Source organism: Sphingopyxis sp. (assembly GCF_050725655.1).
Classification (GTDB): Bacteria; Pseudomonadota; Alphaproteobacteria; order Sphingomonadales; family Sphingomonadaceae; genus Sphingopyxis.
This window is the reverse complement of sequence record NZ_JBOHHT010000091.1, coordinates 70061-84647: the sequence shown is the minus strand read 5'-3', so window position 1 is coordinate 84647 and position 14587 is coordinate 70061. Positions and strand designations below refer to the sequence as shown.

12 protein-coding genes and 1 pseudogene are annotated in these 14587 nt (G+C 62.7%); 7 read left to right on the top strand and 6 right to left on the bottom strand.

What is annotated here, in order from left to right; translation table 11 throughout:
- Positions 1-117: 117 nt before the first annotated feature.
- Positions 118-1140 (top strand): esterase-like activity of phytase family protein, encoded by a 1023-nt coding sequence (locus tag ACREBX_RS14140; protein WP_431562382.1) that lies wholly within the window; start codon positions 118-120, stop codon positions 1138-1140.
- A 6-nt stretch (positions 1141-1146) separates the two neighbouring features.
- Here ACREBX_RS14140 and rpmB read toward each other — a convergent pair whose 3' ends face one another.
- Complete coding sequence (rpmB, locus tag ACREBX_RS14135) at positions 1147-1440, bottom strand: 50S ribosomal protein L28 (protein ID WP_039579060.1); 294 nt, start codon at positions 1438-1440, stop codon at positions 1147-1149.
- Between the two features lie 154 nt (positions 1441-1594).
- Between rpmB and tadA the strand changes: the two genes are divergently transcribed.
- The gene (tadA, locus tag ACREBX_RS14130; protein ID WP_431562381.1) at positions 1595-2050 is read left to right on the top strand and encodes a tRNA adenosine(34) deaminase TadA; all 456 of its coding nucleotides are present in this window, start codon (positions 1595-1597) and stop codon (positions 2048-2050) included.
- On the opposite strand, the pseudogene ACREBX_RS14125 reads toward tadA, so the two are convergent.
- A pseudogene (locus ACREBX_RS14125) lies at positions 2047-2297 on the bottom strand (NAD-dependent protein deacylase); the annotation flags it as partial. The gene tadA and the pseudogene ACREBX_RS14125 overlap by 4 nt on opposite strands.
- Before the next feature lie 157 nt (positions 2298-2454).
- On the opposite strand from ACREBX_RS14125, the gene ACREBX_RS14120 reads away from it, so the two are divergent.
- A complete protein-coding gene (locus tag ACREBX_RS14120; RefSeq protein WP_431562380.1) occupies positions 2455-3165 on the top strand; it encodes an NAD-dependent deacylase in 711 nt (236 codons plus the stop codon).
- 403 nt (positions 3166-3568) lie between these two features.
- Here ACREBX_RS14120 and ACREBX_RS14115 read toward each other — a convergent pair whose 3' ends face one another.
- The 4 genes from ACREBX_RS14115 to ACREBX_RS14100 all read right to left on the bottom strand — a co-directional run bounded on the left by ACREBX_RS14115 (position 3569) and on the right by ACREBX_RS14100 (position 8915).
- Positions 3569-4504, bottom strand: a complete 936-nt coding sequence (locus ACREBX_RS14115; protein ID WP_431562379.1) for a hypothetical protein — start codon at positions 4502-4504, stop codon at positions 3569-3571.
- Positions 4501-5565 (bottom strand): dipeptidase, encoded by a 1065-nt coding sequence (locus tag ACREBX_RS14110; RefSeq protein ID WP_431562378.1) that lies wholly within the window; start codon positions 5563-5565, stop codon positions 4501-4503. Before ACREBX_RS14110 ends, ACREBX_RS14115 begins: the two co-directional genes overlap by 4 nt.
- Before the next feature lie 90 nt (positions 5566-5655).
- Positions 5656-6279: a helix-turn-helix domain-containing protein gene (locus tag ACREBX_RS14105; protein WP_431562377.1), complete on the bottom strand. Its 624-nt coding sequence runs from the start codon at positions 6277-6279 to the stop codon at positions 5656-5658.
- A gap of 194 nt (positions 6280-6473) precedes the next feature.
- On the bottom strand, positions 6474-8915 hold the full coding sequence (locus tag ACREBX_RS14100; protein ID WP_431562376.1) for a TonB-dependent receptor plug domain-containing protein: 2442 nt from the start codon (positions 8913-8915) through the stop codon (positions 6474-6476).
- 185 nt (positions 8916-9100) lie between these two features.
- On the opposite strand from ACREBX_RS14100, the gene ACREBX_RS14095 reads away from it, so the two are divergent.
- The 4 genes from ACREBX_RS14095 to ACREBX_RS14080 all read left to right on the top strand — a co-directional run bounded on the left by ACREBX_RS14095 (position 9101) and on the right by ACREBX_RS14080 (position 14518).
- A complete protein-coding gene (locus ACREBX_RS14095) occupies positions 9101-10408 on the top strand; it encodes an amidohydrolase family protein (protein ID WP_431562411.1) in 1308 nt (435 codons plus the stop codon).
- Positions 10409-10457: 49 nt separating this feature from the next.
- Positions 10458-12020 (top strand): L-piperidine-6-carboxylate dehydrogenase, encoded by a 1563-nt coding sequence (gene amaB, locus ACREBX_RS14090; RefSeq protein ID WP_431562375.1) that lies wholly within the window; start codon positions 10458-10460, stop codon positions 12018-12020.
- A gap of 28 nt (positions 12021-12048) precedes the next feature.
- Positions 12049-13044, top strand: coding sequence for a tetratricopeptide repeat protein (locus ACREBX_RS14085; protein ID WP_431562374.1), 996 nt, complete (start codon positions 12049-12051; stop codon positions 13042-13044).
- A 61-nt stretch (positions 13045-13105) separates the two neighbouring features.
- On the top strand, positions 13106-14518 hold the full coding sequence (locus tag ACREBX_RS14080) for an amino acid permease (RefSeq protein ID WP_431562373.1): 1413 nt from the start codon (positions 13106-13108) through the stop codon (positions 14516-14518).
- The last annotated feature ends 69 nt before the right edge of the window (positions 14519-14587 follow it).

The following is a 14587-nucleotide window of genomic DNA, read 5'->3' as shown; positions in this document are numbered from 1 at the left end:
TGAAGAGGTTTTGCCCGATTCGCATTGAGCGAAGCCTGAACATGGTTGTTGGCTCATGTTCAGCTTTCTGCGGCGAACCGCTTTCCTTTCGCGCATCGCCGCCCTAACCCCGCGGCGATGCGCCGTCTGCTCTTCGCTGCCCTGATCTTCCTGGTTATCGGCCCGGTGCCCGGCGCCGTCATGCGTTTTCCCGAAAGCGACCTGACCCAGAGCGCCGTCGCCCGCCCGCTTGCCGTCGCCCCCGCGCAGGGGGGCGCCATGCGTTTCGTGCGCGGCTGGCATCTCGTCAGCCCGCACAGCCGGTTCGGCGGTTTTTCCGCGATCGCGCGGCTCCGGACGGACCGGTTCCTGCTGGTCGGCGACAATGGCTATTCGACGCGGCTGGCGCTCGACGAACGCGGTGGGGCGGTCGCCGTTCGCATCCGGCCGCTGCCCACGCCCGATGGTCGGCCCGCGCGCAAGGCGATGGTCGATGCCGAGGCGATGTTTGTCGATCCCGAAAGCGGCAGGACCTGGATCGCCCTCGAAGGGATCAACCAGTTCTGGCGTCTCGACCCCGAACTGTCGAAAATCGAATCGCGCCGCAAACTGCGCGGCTGGCCGAGGAATCGGGGGGCAGAGGGGATGACGCGGCTCGCCGACGGGCGGACGGCCGTCTTTTCGGAAGGGGTCGATGAGGATTCGCGCGGGAGCGCGGCGTTGATCTACACCGGCGATCCCGCGGCGCCCGGGCCGGCTCCGACGCGCTTTTTCTATGATTCGCGCGGGAAGGGGCTGGTCAGCGATGCCGCCACACTGCCCGACGGGCGCATCCTGCTCGTGCATCGGCGGCTCGGCTTCGACCCTGTTTTCACGACGATCATCGCGATCGTCGATCCCGCCGACATCAGGAAGGACGCCGTTGTGCGGTCACGGACGATCGGCCGTGTTCCCGTGCCGCTCGCCGAAAATTACGAAGGCGCCGCTATTTCGGTCGAGCAGGGGCGGACCTGGCTGTGGCTCGTCGCCGACAATAATTTCAATAGCTGGCAGCGCAGCCTGCTGCTCCAGTTCGAGCTGGTCGATTTGCCGCCGAAAAAGGGGTCGGACAGCAAAAGACCGCGCGGTAACCCGGCGGCCCTTTTGCTTTTAGCGATGTGAAAGCGCTTAAGCGGCCTTTTCGGCCAGCTTCTTTGCGACTTCCTTCTTCACCTTGCGGGCCGAAGCCGACAACTGGTCGTCGCCGGCCTTCAGCAGCCAGTTGTCGAGACCGCCATTGTGCTCGACCGTGCGCAGGCCGTGGGTCGACACGCGCATCTTCACGCCCTTGCCGAGCGCGTCCGACAGCAACGTCACATTCTGCAGGTTCGGCAGGAAGGTACGCTTGGTCTTGTTGTTGGCGTGGCTCACATTGTGGCCAACCTGGCGGCCCTTGCCGGTCAGTTCGCAGATGCGCGACATGGTCTTCGTCCTCGTCAAAAAAAAAAGGTCAAAAAATTTCGGGTCGGCATCCGGATGCGCCCCGACAAATTGGGGAGCACAGGACCGGAGTGAGCCGGGAAAGGCGCGCGCTTATCGGCTTGCAGGAGATTCGTCAAGCGCATAGGCCGCTTTCATGGCTCAGTTTCCGCTTCCCGAACCGATGCGCCGCGCGCTCGATCTCGCCCGCATTGCCGCAGAATGGGGCGAAGTGCCCGTCGGTGCGGTGATCGTCAAGGACGGTGCGATTATCGCCGAGGGTCATAACCGCCCGCGCGAATCGCACGACCCGACGGCCCACGCCGAAATCGTCGCGATTCGCGCCGCGGCCGCCAAGCTCGGCAACGAGCGACTCGACGGCTGCGATCTCTATGTGACGCTCGAGCCCTGCGCGATGTGCGCCGGGGCAATCGCCCACGCCCGAATCGCGCGCCTCTATTATGGCGCCGACGATCCGAAGGGGGGCGCTATCGTGCACGGTCCGCGCACTTTCGCGCAACCGACCATCCACCATAGGCCCGAGCTCTACGACGGCATCGGCGACGCGGAGGCCGCCGCGCTCCTTCGCGATTTCTTCGCGTCGCGCCGCTAGCCCAGCATTTCCTCAATCCACTGCGGCACCAGCTGCGTCGCCGGACCCTGCCGCGCCTCGTCGAACCAGTAGCTGCCTTGGCTCGGCTCCATATTGAGCTCGCGCGTCCGTGCGCCCGACGCGCGCGCCTCGCGAACAAAGCCTGCGGCGGGATAGGCCGCGCCCGATGTACCGATCGAAACGAACAGGTCGGCGCGGTTCAGCGCATGATGATATCGTCCATCCGGTACGGCATCCCACCAAAGTATCTGGTTTTGCCGACATTACCCTTTGTTGCTCTCCTGGGCGGCCTAATTCGCAACAAAATGGCAGGTTTTTCATAAGCTTGAGAAACTGGCTGATTCTTTGTTGCACTTTCAGGGGGGCTACGCTCTTTCGGTCGAACCCTTTGGATAGGAATTATTATGGTTGAGGGACCGATCGTCATACTCACAGGTGCGGGTATCAGCCGCGAAAGCGGTCTTGATACATTCAGGGACGCCGATGGAGTTTGGGCACGCGTACGTCTTGAAGACGTAGCAACGCCCGAGGGATTTGCCCGAGACCCTAAGCAGGTCCATGATTTCTACAACGCCAGGCGCGCTTCGCTACTAGATCCAGCGATACAGCCGAACGCAGCCCACGTCGCGTTAGCCCGCCTCGAACGCGAATGGCCATGGCCGGTAGTTCTAGTCACCCAGAATATTGACGATCTTCATGAGCGCGCGGGCAGCACCCACGTTGTCCACATGCACGGTGAACTACGGAAGGTTCGGTGTGCGCAGTGTGCGGCAGTCTATGACCGGATGGGTGACCTCGAAATCCAGTCGGCATGCGATGCCTGTGGAGGAGTTGGACGCATGCGCCCGGATGTCGTTTGGTTTGGGGAAATGCCACTCGAAATGGCGAGAATCGAGCACGCAATAGAAAGGTCTGCCCTCTTCATTTCTATCGGAACCTCGGGCAACGTCTACCCCGCTGCGCGTTTCGTACGGCTAGCAAATCAGTTCGGCGCCAAGACCGTGGAGCTCAATCTGGAGCCCTCCGAGGGCGCAGCCTTTTTCGACGATACAAAAATCGGACCGGCAACCATGTTAGTGCCGGATTACGTGGCCGGACTGCTTGGCAGTTTATAAACAAGGTCCGAAATAGGCTCTGCGCATGTTTGAATTTAAGGACAAACGTTCGGTATGGCCGCCGCATCTCGCGCCCCAACCCGCAGCTGGCGGCTTCAAGGAGCGCTTTGATTCGTGGTGGGCCCGACACAAGGATGAGCTGGCACATTTACCCGCCGACCTTGCAGAGCAATGGATCTATCGAGAATGGGGTGGCACCTACTTCGCCTTTCTCCCTCTGGAGACACTGTCCTGCAAGCGCGTCACGATGAGCGGGGCAGAAATCTTAGCGCCGGTTCACCGGGCCGTAGATCGAATTTTGGAGCCGGGGATCGATTACGATCAGTTCCAAGGATATCATGGTACGCCAAAGTTCCAGACCGCCATTGAGCTTGACGAGGGGACATGGATTTATCCGATCGCATCAATAGCTTTTCCGGTTCTGGCTTGCGAGTTCGGCTTCGGATGGCCAATGACCCTGGGGATTCTCCCGGACGATCTCGGTGAGCAGCGCCTTCGCGCCTTTTTCGTCGCCGGCAAAACGGCGCTCCATCGCTATCGCGAACTTGATCGTGCTGTCGCGCGATTCCTTGAAACCGGCGGGATCGAGCCGCCCCTGCATGATCTGGACTGCCTGGTAATAAGCGAAATTCTCGATCAGTTTCAGCCCCGGCTCGATCGCGTCGATTGCGGCGCGCGCCTTGTCGTGCAGACCCATCTTGCGATAGGCGAGATAGGTCCAGTAGGCGGTCGGCACGCGCATGTCGTCGCGCGCAAAATCGGCCGAAAGTTCGAGCGATTTGGCCATGCCCGATACCATCGTCGGATAGTCGCCCGTCGCGAAGCTCGTCTGGGCATGGTAATAGACGATGTTCCCGCGATAGGTACTGATCGTCAGCCCGATCGGGTTGGGCATGCCGTCGGGCTCGAAACTGTCGGGCGTGTCGCCCATCAATTCGAGCGCCTTTTCATAATCGGCGAGCGCCTCCTTGAACCGGCGCGCGCGGGTCAGGTCGCGGGCGCGGAAGCGGTAGAGTTTGAAGCTGTTCGGGAACTTCTCTATCCCCGCGCTGAAGGCATCGACGGAGTCGCAAATCCGCCCGGCATAGTCGAGGCGGCGGCCGTACCAGATATGGCTATCCTCGCGGTCGGGCGCGATGCGCAGCGCGGCCGCAGCAATCGCAATATCCTCGTCGAGCATCTTTTGTGTCGCCGCCGAAAATTTCGGCACCGCCAGCGGCGTGCCGATCAGGCTGGTGGCGCAATTCCCCGCGTCGGCGCCGGGGACATTTTCATTCGCCGACGCGGGGGCTGCCACCAGCAGCAAGGCAAGGGTGAAGGTGGAAATGCGGAGGCTCATCCGATCACCTCCTGATAGATCCTGCGGACATTGGTCCCCATGATCTTTTCGACAGTGCTTGTCGGATAGCCGAGCTTGCGCACGCCATCCCACACCACCTCCATACGCCGCGGGCCGTTGAGTTCGTTGATGAACAGCGGCCAGTCGGGCTCGTGGAAATTGGCACCCTCTTCGCGCTTCAGCTCGGCGATATAGGCGTCGGTCATTTCGACGACGCGGTGGTCGCGGTCGCTGCCGATCGCGACATGATCGGCGCCCATCATTTTGACCGCATGGTCGATATGGCGGAAATATTCGGGCAGCGCGTCGTCGCGCTTGGTCGTCAGGAACGGCCGCATCTGGCAGATGCCGGCGACCCCGCCCTTGTCGGCGAGCAGCCGCAGGTTCGCGTCGGTCGTGTTGCGGATGTTGCTGTGCACCGCCATGCACGCGGTGTGCGAGACGATCACGGGCACCTTCGATGCGGCGATCGTGTCGGCCATCGTCTGCATGTTCGAATGCGAGAGGTCGATCAGCATGCCCCGCTCGTTCATCCGTCCGACGAGGTCGCGGCCGAAGTGCGTCAGGCCGTTCGCGCCGAGTTCCTTGCACCCCGCGCCCGCCCAATTCTGGTCGTTGTAGGTGATCTGCGCCGAGCGGACGCCGAGCTTGTGGAAAAGGTCGACATTGTCGAGGTCGCGCCCGAACTGGGTGCTGTTCTGGAAGAGGTAGAAGAGCGCGAGCTGGCCGTGCGCCCGCGCGACGTCGATGTCGCCGGTCTTGGTGGCCTTCAGGAACAGCTCGGGATGTTTGGCGATATGCGCGTCATGGTCGAGCACCGCCTGCACGGCCTCTTCATAGGCTTGACCTTCATAGGCTTTGGGATCGCAGAGCGTGATGGTGATCGCATCGAGCCCGCTGGCGCGCATCTGGCCGATCAGCGCGGCGTCATATTCGAACCGCACCTCGCCCATCGCGTCGAAAGTGAGGGGGCGTATCTTCGATCGTGCTGCCGCAGCGGGCGCCAAGGCCATTGCGGCCGACAATGCTGCCCCCGACAGGATGAAATTCCGTCTGTCCATAGCTTCGCCCTCTCCAATTCTCTATTGGAAATAAATTAGCGTATAGGAAAATTATTGCAAGCCCATAGATGAACCTTGCCGGTCGGCGGGTCAGCCTGTGTTGACCCACAGGACGACGGCGTCTTCTTCGCTCGTCGAGTAACAGGCGTGCTGCATGCTGCTGTTGATATAGATGCTGTCACCGACCCCCAGGATCGCGGGTTCGTAATGCTCGGTCTGGAAGCAGATTTCCCCTTCGAGCACATAGAGGAATTCCTCGCCGCTGTGCTGCGACCAGCTCTTGAAATCCTCGAGGCTGCGCGCCTTGATCGTCGTGACGAACGGCAGGATCTTCTTGTTCTTGAGCTCGGCGGCGATCAGCCGGTGGCGATAGACCGCGGTTTCCATCAGGCGGCCCGCGCCGTCCATCGTGACGCTGCGCCGCCCCGCGGCATCCTGTCCCGAATTGCTCGCGAACAATTCGGTGATGTCGATGTCGAAGCCGGTGGCGAGCTTTTGCACGACGTCGAAGGTTGGCGACATCTGGTCGTTTTCGATCTTCGACAGCGTCGAGGCGGCAAGCGCGGTCAGGCGGCCCGCGTCCTCCAGCGTCATGCCGCGTTCCTTGCGCAACTGGCGCAAGCGCTCACCCAGATGAAAGCCTTCGGATCGAGGCCGTTTCGCGGTGCGCACGGCACCCAATACTTCCGGCTCGTCTCCATTTCTGGGCGGCATAAGTCTCCAATCCTTAACTTGCTCGAGATCGTACGGTATCGGCCAATGGGGGACGGCTGGGGGAAGAGGTCCGGCCAATCAGCCGCCGCCATATATAAAGCACAAATTTCCGATAGGCTACGGAATTGGCATATCCGCTATGCCAATTCCGTATATGCCCACCGGAAATACACGCCGATCTCGAACAGACGAGATCAGAATTTATACTTAGCATTCAAATAATAGAAGCCGCCAGCGACCCCGAATACGCTGTGGTTGTCGTAGATCAGGCCGGCGCGCGCGCGCGCAGGTCCGCGGCCCGGCGGGAAGATGTTGAAGATGTTACGCGCGCCGACGCTCAGCTCGACATCCTCGATACCCGAGTAGGTCACTTCGGCGTCGAACAGCGTCACCGCCTTGCGCGGCAGGAAGGTGGCGCCATCGAGCCGGCGCCACGCGCCATAGTGGATGGCGCGCGCCATGAAGCCGAAATCGCCGACCTTGGTCGTCGCCGAGAAATTGCCGCGCCAGCGCGGGGTGCCGCGTTCGAATTCGGTGACGATCGCGGGGCTGAATCCCGGGGGCGGGGCGCCGCGCAGATGCTGTTCATTATAGTTCACGGCAAGGCTGAAGTCGGTCGAGGCATTGTCCGACCAGCTGTGACGATAGGTGCTCACCAGGTCGAAGCCGCGAACGCGCGTGTCCATTTCGTTCTGGAAATAGCGCACCTGTTCGATGTCCGCGCCGTTGGGGAAGTTGATCGCGGCGAGCGCGGCGCGCTCGGCGGCGGTGGTGTTGCGCGAAGGCGTCAGCAACAGGCGATCGTCGACGTCGATCTGGTAGAAATCGAGCGTGGTCAGGAAGCCGTCGAGACCGGTGAAGACGACGCCCGCCGACATGTTGAACGAGGTTTCGGGCGTCAGTGTCTGCGAGCCGAAGACCTGCGCTGCGGGCGATCCCGGAACCAGCACGGCGTCGAGGATGAAGCCGCCCACGCCGTCGAGCTGCGAGGTCAGGCTGGTGCCGAACACCTGACCGGCGGCGGGAGCGCGGAAGCCGGTGCTGACCGAACCACGCAGCGCAAAGGCGTCGCTCAGCTCGAACCGCGTCGCGGCCTTGTAGCTGAAGTTGTCGCCGAACTGGTCGTAATCTTCGTAGCGGGCCGCGGCCGACAGGTTCCACCACGGCGTGATGTCGGCATCGATTTCGCCAAACACCGCGTAGCTGTTCGAATCGAAGCTGCCGGCGAATTCGGGCGAGAAGCCCTGGAAACCGTTCGAGCCGGCGGGCAGGTCCTGCAGCGGGCCGGTGGTATAGCTGGCCGCGTCGCCCTGACCGATGACATAGGTTTCCTTGCGGTGGCTGGCGCCGGCAAACGCCAGGATATTGTCCGTCAGCTCATACGAGACTTCAGCGTCGAACTGGATTTCGCGCTGGGTGAGCGAGCCGGGCTTGAACGCGGTCGGCGACTTGACGCCCATCGAGGCGTTGATCGTGCCGGTGATAGTGTAGTCGACGGTGTTGGTGCCGTAGCGCGCCGACAGGTCCCAGGTCAGCGGGCCGGACTGGTCGCGGAGGCCAACCAAGGCGCTGAAATCTTCGAGATGGCCCTCAAATTCCGGCGTGAAACCGCCCGGATAGATGGCAGCGAGGTTGAATGCCTGCGGGTGCGCCGGGGTAAGGTCGAACGCCGAATTGGCATAAGTGCCATGGCCGTTCAGGCCGCCGGCGGTGAAGGGCTGACGCAGGCCGAAGGTGACCGAGCTTTTGCCCGTCATATAGTTGCCGAACGTGTAGGCTTCGAGTTCGTCGGTGAGTTCGATGCCGGCGTTCCAGACCGATTTGAACGCCATATAACGCGGGTCGAGATTGCCTTCGGGATGTTCGGGTACGCCGGGAACGCCCAAGGCCCTCAGTGCTTCCGCACCGGAGTGGGTGGCCTTTTTGGCGTAGGCTTTCGCCTGGTCGGTATATTGGGCGGCGATGTTGAAATAGGCGTTGTCGCCGACCGGAACGGCCAGGTGGCCCTGAATGTCATAGGTGCGGCCGCCGCTTTCAAAATATTGGCCGACCTGCGCCATGATCGAGCCGCCGCTCCTGGCCTTTTTCAGTTCCATGTTGATCACGCCGGCGATCGCGTCCGAGCCATATTGGGCCGATGCGCCGTCGCGCAGCACTTCGACGCTCGACAGGGCGATCGGCGGAATGACGTTGAAATCCTGGCCCTGCGAGCCCGATGTCGACGCGTGGCCGGTGCCGATCTGCACGATCGAGGCGCGGTGGCGGCGCTTGCCGTTCATCAGCAGCAGCACATGGTCGGCCGGCGAGCCGCGCAGCGTGACCGGCCGCACGAAAGACGAGCCATCATTGCCCTGAAGGCGCTGGGCGTTGAATGCGGGCACGAGCGTGCGCAGCGCATCGTTCACGTCCGAATAGCCGGTCGCGTTGATCTGCTCGGGCGAGATCACGTCGATGGCAACCGAGCTGTCGGTGATCGAGCGATCCTTGCGGCGCGTGCCGATGACGACGATGTCGCTGCCGCCCTCGTTCGACTCCGCCCCATCGTCTTCGGGCGGTGCCGACTGGGCATGCGCCATCGGCGTGATCGCGAACGCGAGAGCCGACGACAACAACAGGCGTGACACGAACTTCGACATTTTTCCCTCCTTTTGGACTCATTTCCCCACCGGAAATTCCCCGATTTCCGACCTGTGTCATAATTTCTAAAATTTTCCTATCATAAAAATTATTGCTCAACTAGCAAAAACTTCCTATACAGATGGAGAGCGCTGCAGGGGCGGCCTCGGGGCGTGGGCCTGCGGGAGAATTTCGCTTGAGCGGCATGGGGAAATTGTCGGCGCTGACGATCGGCGTGTCGCTTTCGGGCATGGCCGTTGCGGCACCCGCCGGGACGGATGTCGTCGAGACCCTTGTAATTCATGCGGGCGCGGTGATCGCAATTCCGGGAGAAAAGCCGCTGGGCCCGAGCACGGTCGTGGTCCGGGATGGGCGCATCGCCGAAATCCTGCCGGGCTATATCGAGCGCCCCGATGCGCGGTCGGTCGATCTCAGGGACCGGACGCTGCTGCCCGGGCTGATCGACACGCATGTTCATTTCAGCTTCTCGCCCGAAACCAAACTATGGTCCGCGGCGGTCGATACGCCCGAGGATGTGGCGCTGTTCGCCTTTTCCAATGCGAAAAAGACGCTCGAGGCGGGGTTTACGACGGTCCGCGACGTCGGGTCCGACGGCTATTCGATCCACGCGCTGCGCGATGCGGTCAACAAAGGCGCGGTTGTCGGGCCGCGCATTTTCCTGTCGGGCACCTCGCTGTCGATCGTCGGCGGGCACGGCGACATGTCGGGGCTCAACCGCAAGACGACCGAGGCGCTCTATCCCTATGACTATACCGGCGCCTGCACCGGCGGCGTCGAATGCGCGCTGCGTGTGCGCGAAGCGGCAAAATATGGCGCGGACCTGATCAAGATCACCTCGACCGGCGGCATCATGTCGCAGCAGGCGCGGGGGCTTGGCCAGCATCTGAGCGACGAGGAATTGACCGCGATCGTCACCACCGCGCACAGTCTCGGCCTCAAGGTCGCGGCGCATGCGCATGGCGGCGAAGGCGTCGCCGCCTCGGTGCGCGCGGGGGTCGATTCGATCGAGCATGGGACGTATCTCGACGAAGATACGGCGAAGCTGATGGCAAAACGCGGCACCTGGCTCGTGCCGACGCTCGGCCTGCTCGATTCGAGGAAAGAAAGCGATGCCAGCCCGGCGGTGCAGGCGAAGATGGCCGAAGCGCGCCGCGTTGCGGGGCGGAATATCCGGCTCGCGGTTCAGCATAAGGTGAGCATCGCGTTCGGCACCGACGCCGGCGTATCGCCGCACGGGCAGAATGCGCGGCAGTTTCGCCACATGGTCGAACAGGGTCCGATGACGCCGATGGCGGCGCTGCGGTCAGCGACGGTCGACGCTGCAACGCTCCTCGACCAGTCGGCCAATCTGGGGACGATCGAGGTCGGCAAATTCGCCGACATGGTCGCCGTTGAAGGCGACCCCTATCGCGACATTTCGGTGATGGAGCATGTCTTGACCGTCATCAAGGACGGCAGGGTCATCGTTCACGACCGGAAAGACCGGCCCTGACCCCGCCGGCTCGAAAAATTCTCTCGCAACGCTTTCAACGGACATAAAAATGAACGCTATCGACACGTCTCTCTCCTCTCTGCCGGCAACGGGCACCTTGGCCCGCGCCGTTGCCGACCTGTTCGGCGAACTCGGCCTGTCGGTCGCCGACGATCTCGGCTCGGATCTGAGCGTCTTCTCGCCGATCGACGGATCCGGACTCGCGACGCTGAAAATGCACCGGGCGGCTGACATGGACGCGATGGTCGCGAATGCCGAGACCGCCTTCGTCGCATGGAAACAGGTGCCCGCACCGCACCGAGGCGAGCTGATCCGGCGCTACGGCCAACTCGTGCGCGAGCATAAAGAGCTGTTGTCGCGCCTGCTGACGATCGAAAATGGCAAGATTCTGACCGAAGCGCGGGGCGAAGTGCAGGAGGTCATCGACATTTGCGAATATGCGGTCGGCCTGTCGCGGCAGCTGTTCGGCCTGACGATCGCGTCGGAGCGCGCCGAACACCGGCTGACCGAATATTGGCACCCGCTCGGGACGCTCGGGCTGATCTCGGCGTTCAACTTTCCTGCTGCGGTCTGGGCATGGGGCACGACGGTTGCGCTCGTCTGCGGCGACAGCGCGATCTGGAAACCGTCGGAAAAGACGCCGCTCACCGCGCTCGCCTTCGGCAAGCTGCTCCAGAAGGCCGCGGCCGACTATGAATTCGCGCCCGACCATCTGGTGCAGGTCGCGATCGGCGGTGCCGAATGTGGCGGCATCATCGCCGACCATAAGGGGGTCGCGATCGTCAGTGCGACCGGGAGCGTCCGTATGGGGCAGGATGTCGGCGTGCGGGTCCAGCGGCGCTTCGGCCGTCCGGTGCTCGAACTGGGCGGCAACAATGCCGCGATCGTTGCGCCCAGCGCCGATATCGGGCTTGCACTGCGCGGAACGGTGTTCGCCGCGACCGGAACCTGCGGCCAGCGCTGCACCTCGCTTCGCCGCCTGATCGTCCACGACAGCATCCGCGCCGATTTCGTCCGCCGCCTGATCGCGACCACGGCCAGCCTGCGCATCGGCAGCCCGCTTGTCGACGATACGCATGTCGGTCCGCTGATCGACGAGGCGGCCTTCGACGCGATGCAGCGCGCGCTCGAGCAGGCACGGCGCGAAGGCGGGATCGTCCACGGCGGCGAGCGGATCGATATCGAGGGTTCGGCGGACGCCTTTTACGTCCGCCCGGCGATCGTCGAAATGTCGGCGCAGAGCGAGATCGTACGGGAGGAAACCTTCGCGCCGATCCTCTATGTCCTGTCGTATACCGACATCGACGAGGCGATCGCGCTGCAGAACGGGGTGCCGCAGGGACTGTCGTCGTGCATCTTTACCAATGATGTGCGCGAGGCCGAGCGCTTTCAGTCGGCGCAGGGCAGCGACTGCGGCATCGTCAACGTCAATATCGGGACGAGCGGCGCCGAAATCGGCGGCGCGTTCGGCGGAGAAAAGGTGACCGGCGGCGGACGCGTGTCGGGTTCCGACAGCTGGAAGAATTATATGCGCCGCGTTACCGCGACGGTGAACTATTCAACCTCGCTGCCGCTCGCCCAAGGCGTGAAGTTCGATCTCGACATCGATTGAAGACACAGATTTAGTTCGGAGAGGATTTATGATGAACCCCAGGCATTTGAAATTGCTGGCATCGGTCGGCCTGTTGCTGATCGCCGCGCCGGTATCGGCGATGGCGCAGGAAGGCAGCTTTCAGGGAACGTCGCTGCTCGGCCAGCCGATGGTCACCAGCCCGGCGCGCAATGCAAACGTCGCCTCGACCGAAACGTTGGACCGCGCCGCGCGCGATGCCAAGGCGGCGTTCGAGAGCAATATGACCGTCGATAGCGCGACCTGGTACGGCCGCATCCTTTTCTATCAGGGCTATACCAAAGAGTCGGCGGCGGTTTACGATCAGGCGCTGAAGCGCTTCCCCAATTCGGGCAAACTGCTCCGCCACCGCGCGCACCGTCATTTCTCGCTGCGCGAGTTCGACAAGTCGATCGAACTGGGCCTGAAAGCGGCGAAGCTTTACGAGAACCAGCCGCTCGAACGCGAAAAGCCGGGCCCCGACTATTTCCCGGGTGATCCCGATGTCGTGCAATATTATCTCTATTACCACCTGGGCCAAGCCTATTTCGGCAAGCATGATTTCGACAATGCGGCGAAGTGGTTCGCGAAGTCGGCGGAATCGGCGGCCTTTACCCATGACGTCGAGGCGCGGACGGCGAACGGATATTGGGAATATCTGTCGCTCGCACGGGGGGGCAATCTTCGCGAGGCGCAGAAGCTGCTCGACGATTATGATCTGACGCTGTTCGAGGTTCACCCGAAGGGCGGTTCGGACACCTATTTTGACGGGCTGCAGCTATTCAAGGGCAACCGCGCCGCCGACAGCTTCTTCAGCGACAAGGACAGCGGCCGCGCCTTTGCGACCGCGGACGGGGTGGCCGCTTCGACCGCCTATAGCCTCGCCAACTACTACATCCTCGGCGGTGAGCCCGAGAAGGCGAAACCGTGGCTGAAGCGCTCGATCGCCGTCGATAGCTGGAGCTTCTTCGCGCGCATCCAGGCCGAAGCCGACTGGCTGCTGCTGTTCCCGAACGAAAAACCATGACCCGATAGATTGGGTGAGCGGCGGACCCGAACCATCGGGCCGGACATTTGGGAGACGCATTGTGAATAACTGGACCCGCCGCAAACCCATTCTGCCGTCCGGCGAACGCAGCGCCGATGCGCTGCCGCCGAGCCTGTCGTGGCCGCAATTGATGGCGATGGGTGTCGGCGCGATCATCGGCACCGGAATCCTGACCCTGATCGGCGTTGGCGTCGACCGTGCGGGTCCGGCGGTGCTGCTGTCCTTCGCGATCGCCGGCGCGGTTTGCGCCTGCGCCGCGCTCGCCTATGCCGAATTGTCGTCGATGATGCCCGCGGCGGGCAGCGCCTACAGCTATTCCTATGCGGGTCTCGGCGAGGCTTTCGCGTGGATTGTCGGCTGGAGCCTGATCCTCGAATATTCGCTCGTCGTCTCGACCGTCGCGGTGGGCTGGTCGGGCTATGCGTCGCCGCTTTTGATGGGGGTCGGGTTTCCGGAGGCGCTAACGCGCGGTCCCGAACTCGGCGGGCTGATCAATCTTCCCGCGGTCGCGATTATCGCGGTCGTCGCGGGCCTGTTGCTGCTCGGGACGCGCGACAGTGCCCGGATCAATTCGGTGCTCGTCGTCGTGAAGATCGTCACGCTGCTGCTCTTCGTCGGTTACACGCTGCCCTATTTCGACGCCGCGCACCTCGATCCGTTCATGCCCTATGGCTATGCCGCAAAGGTCGACAGCGACGGCGTGCAGCGCGGGGTGATGGCGGCTGCCGCGATCATCTTTTTCGCCTTTTACGGCTTCGATGCGATTTCGACTGCGGCGGAGGAAACCAAGCGTCCCGCGCGCGACCTGCCGATCGCAATTATCGGGTCGATGGCCATTTGCACGCTCATATATATGCTGGTCGCTGCAACAGCGGTTGGTGCGATTTCGTTCACGCGCTTCGCCGACAGCCCCGAACCGCTGGCGCTCATCCTGCGCTCGATCGGGCAGGGCGGCATTGCGCAAATCGTGGCGACGACAGCGGTCGTGGCATTGCCGACCGTCCTGCTCGCCTTCCTCTACGGGCAAAGTCGTATTTTCCTCGCGATGGCGCGCGACGGCTTCCTGCCACAGCGCCTCGCGCTCATTTCAAGGCGCGGCACTCCGACGCGCATCACGCTGCTCACGGCGGCGATCGTCGCGGTTCTCGCGGGGCTACTCCCGATCGGCAAGGTTGCGGCGCTTGCCAACGCCGGCACGCTGATCGCCTTCATTGCGGTCGGTATCTGCCTTCTCGTCCTGCGACGCCGCGCACCCGATACGCCCCGGCCCTTTCGCGTTCGCGCGGTATGGCTGGTCGGGTTCGGAACGATTGGTGGTTGCCTCTACCTGTTCCTCAGCCTGCCGGCCGAAACCCTCTTATGGTGTCTGGCCTGGAATCTGATCGGCCTCGGCCTTTACGCGGTATATGGCCAACACCGGAGCAGATTGGGCAAGCCCGGCGTCGGCGGCTGATCGGTCCTGCTGTCACGCTGCCCCGGGTCTGACGCCCAACGGTCGGGCTATGTCTGTATTTCAATATCT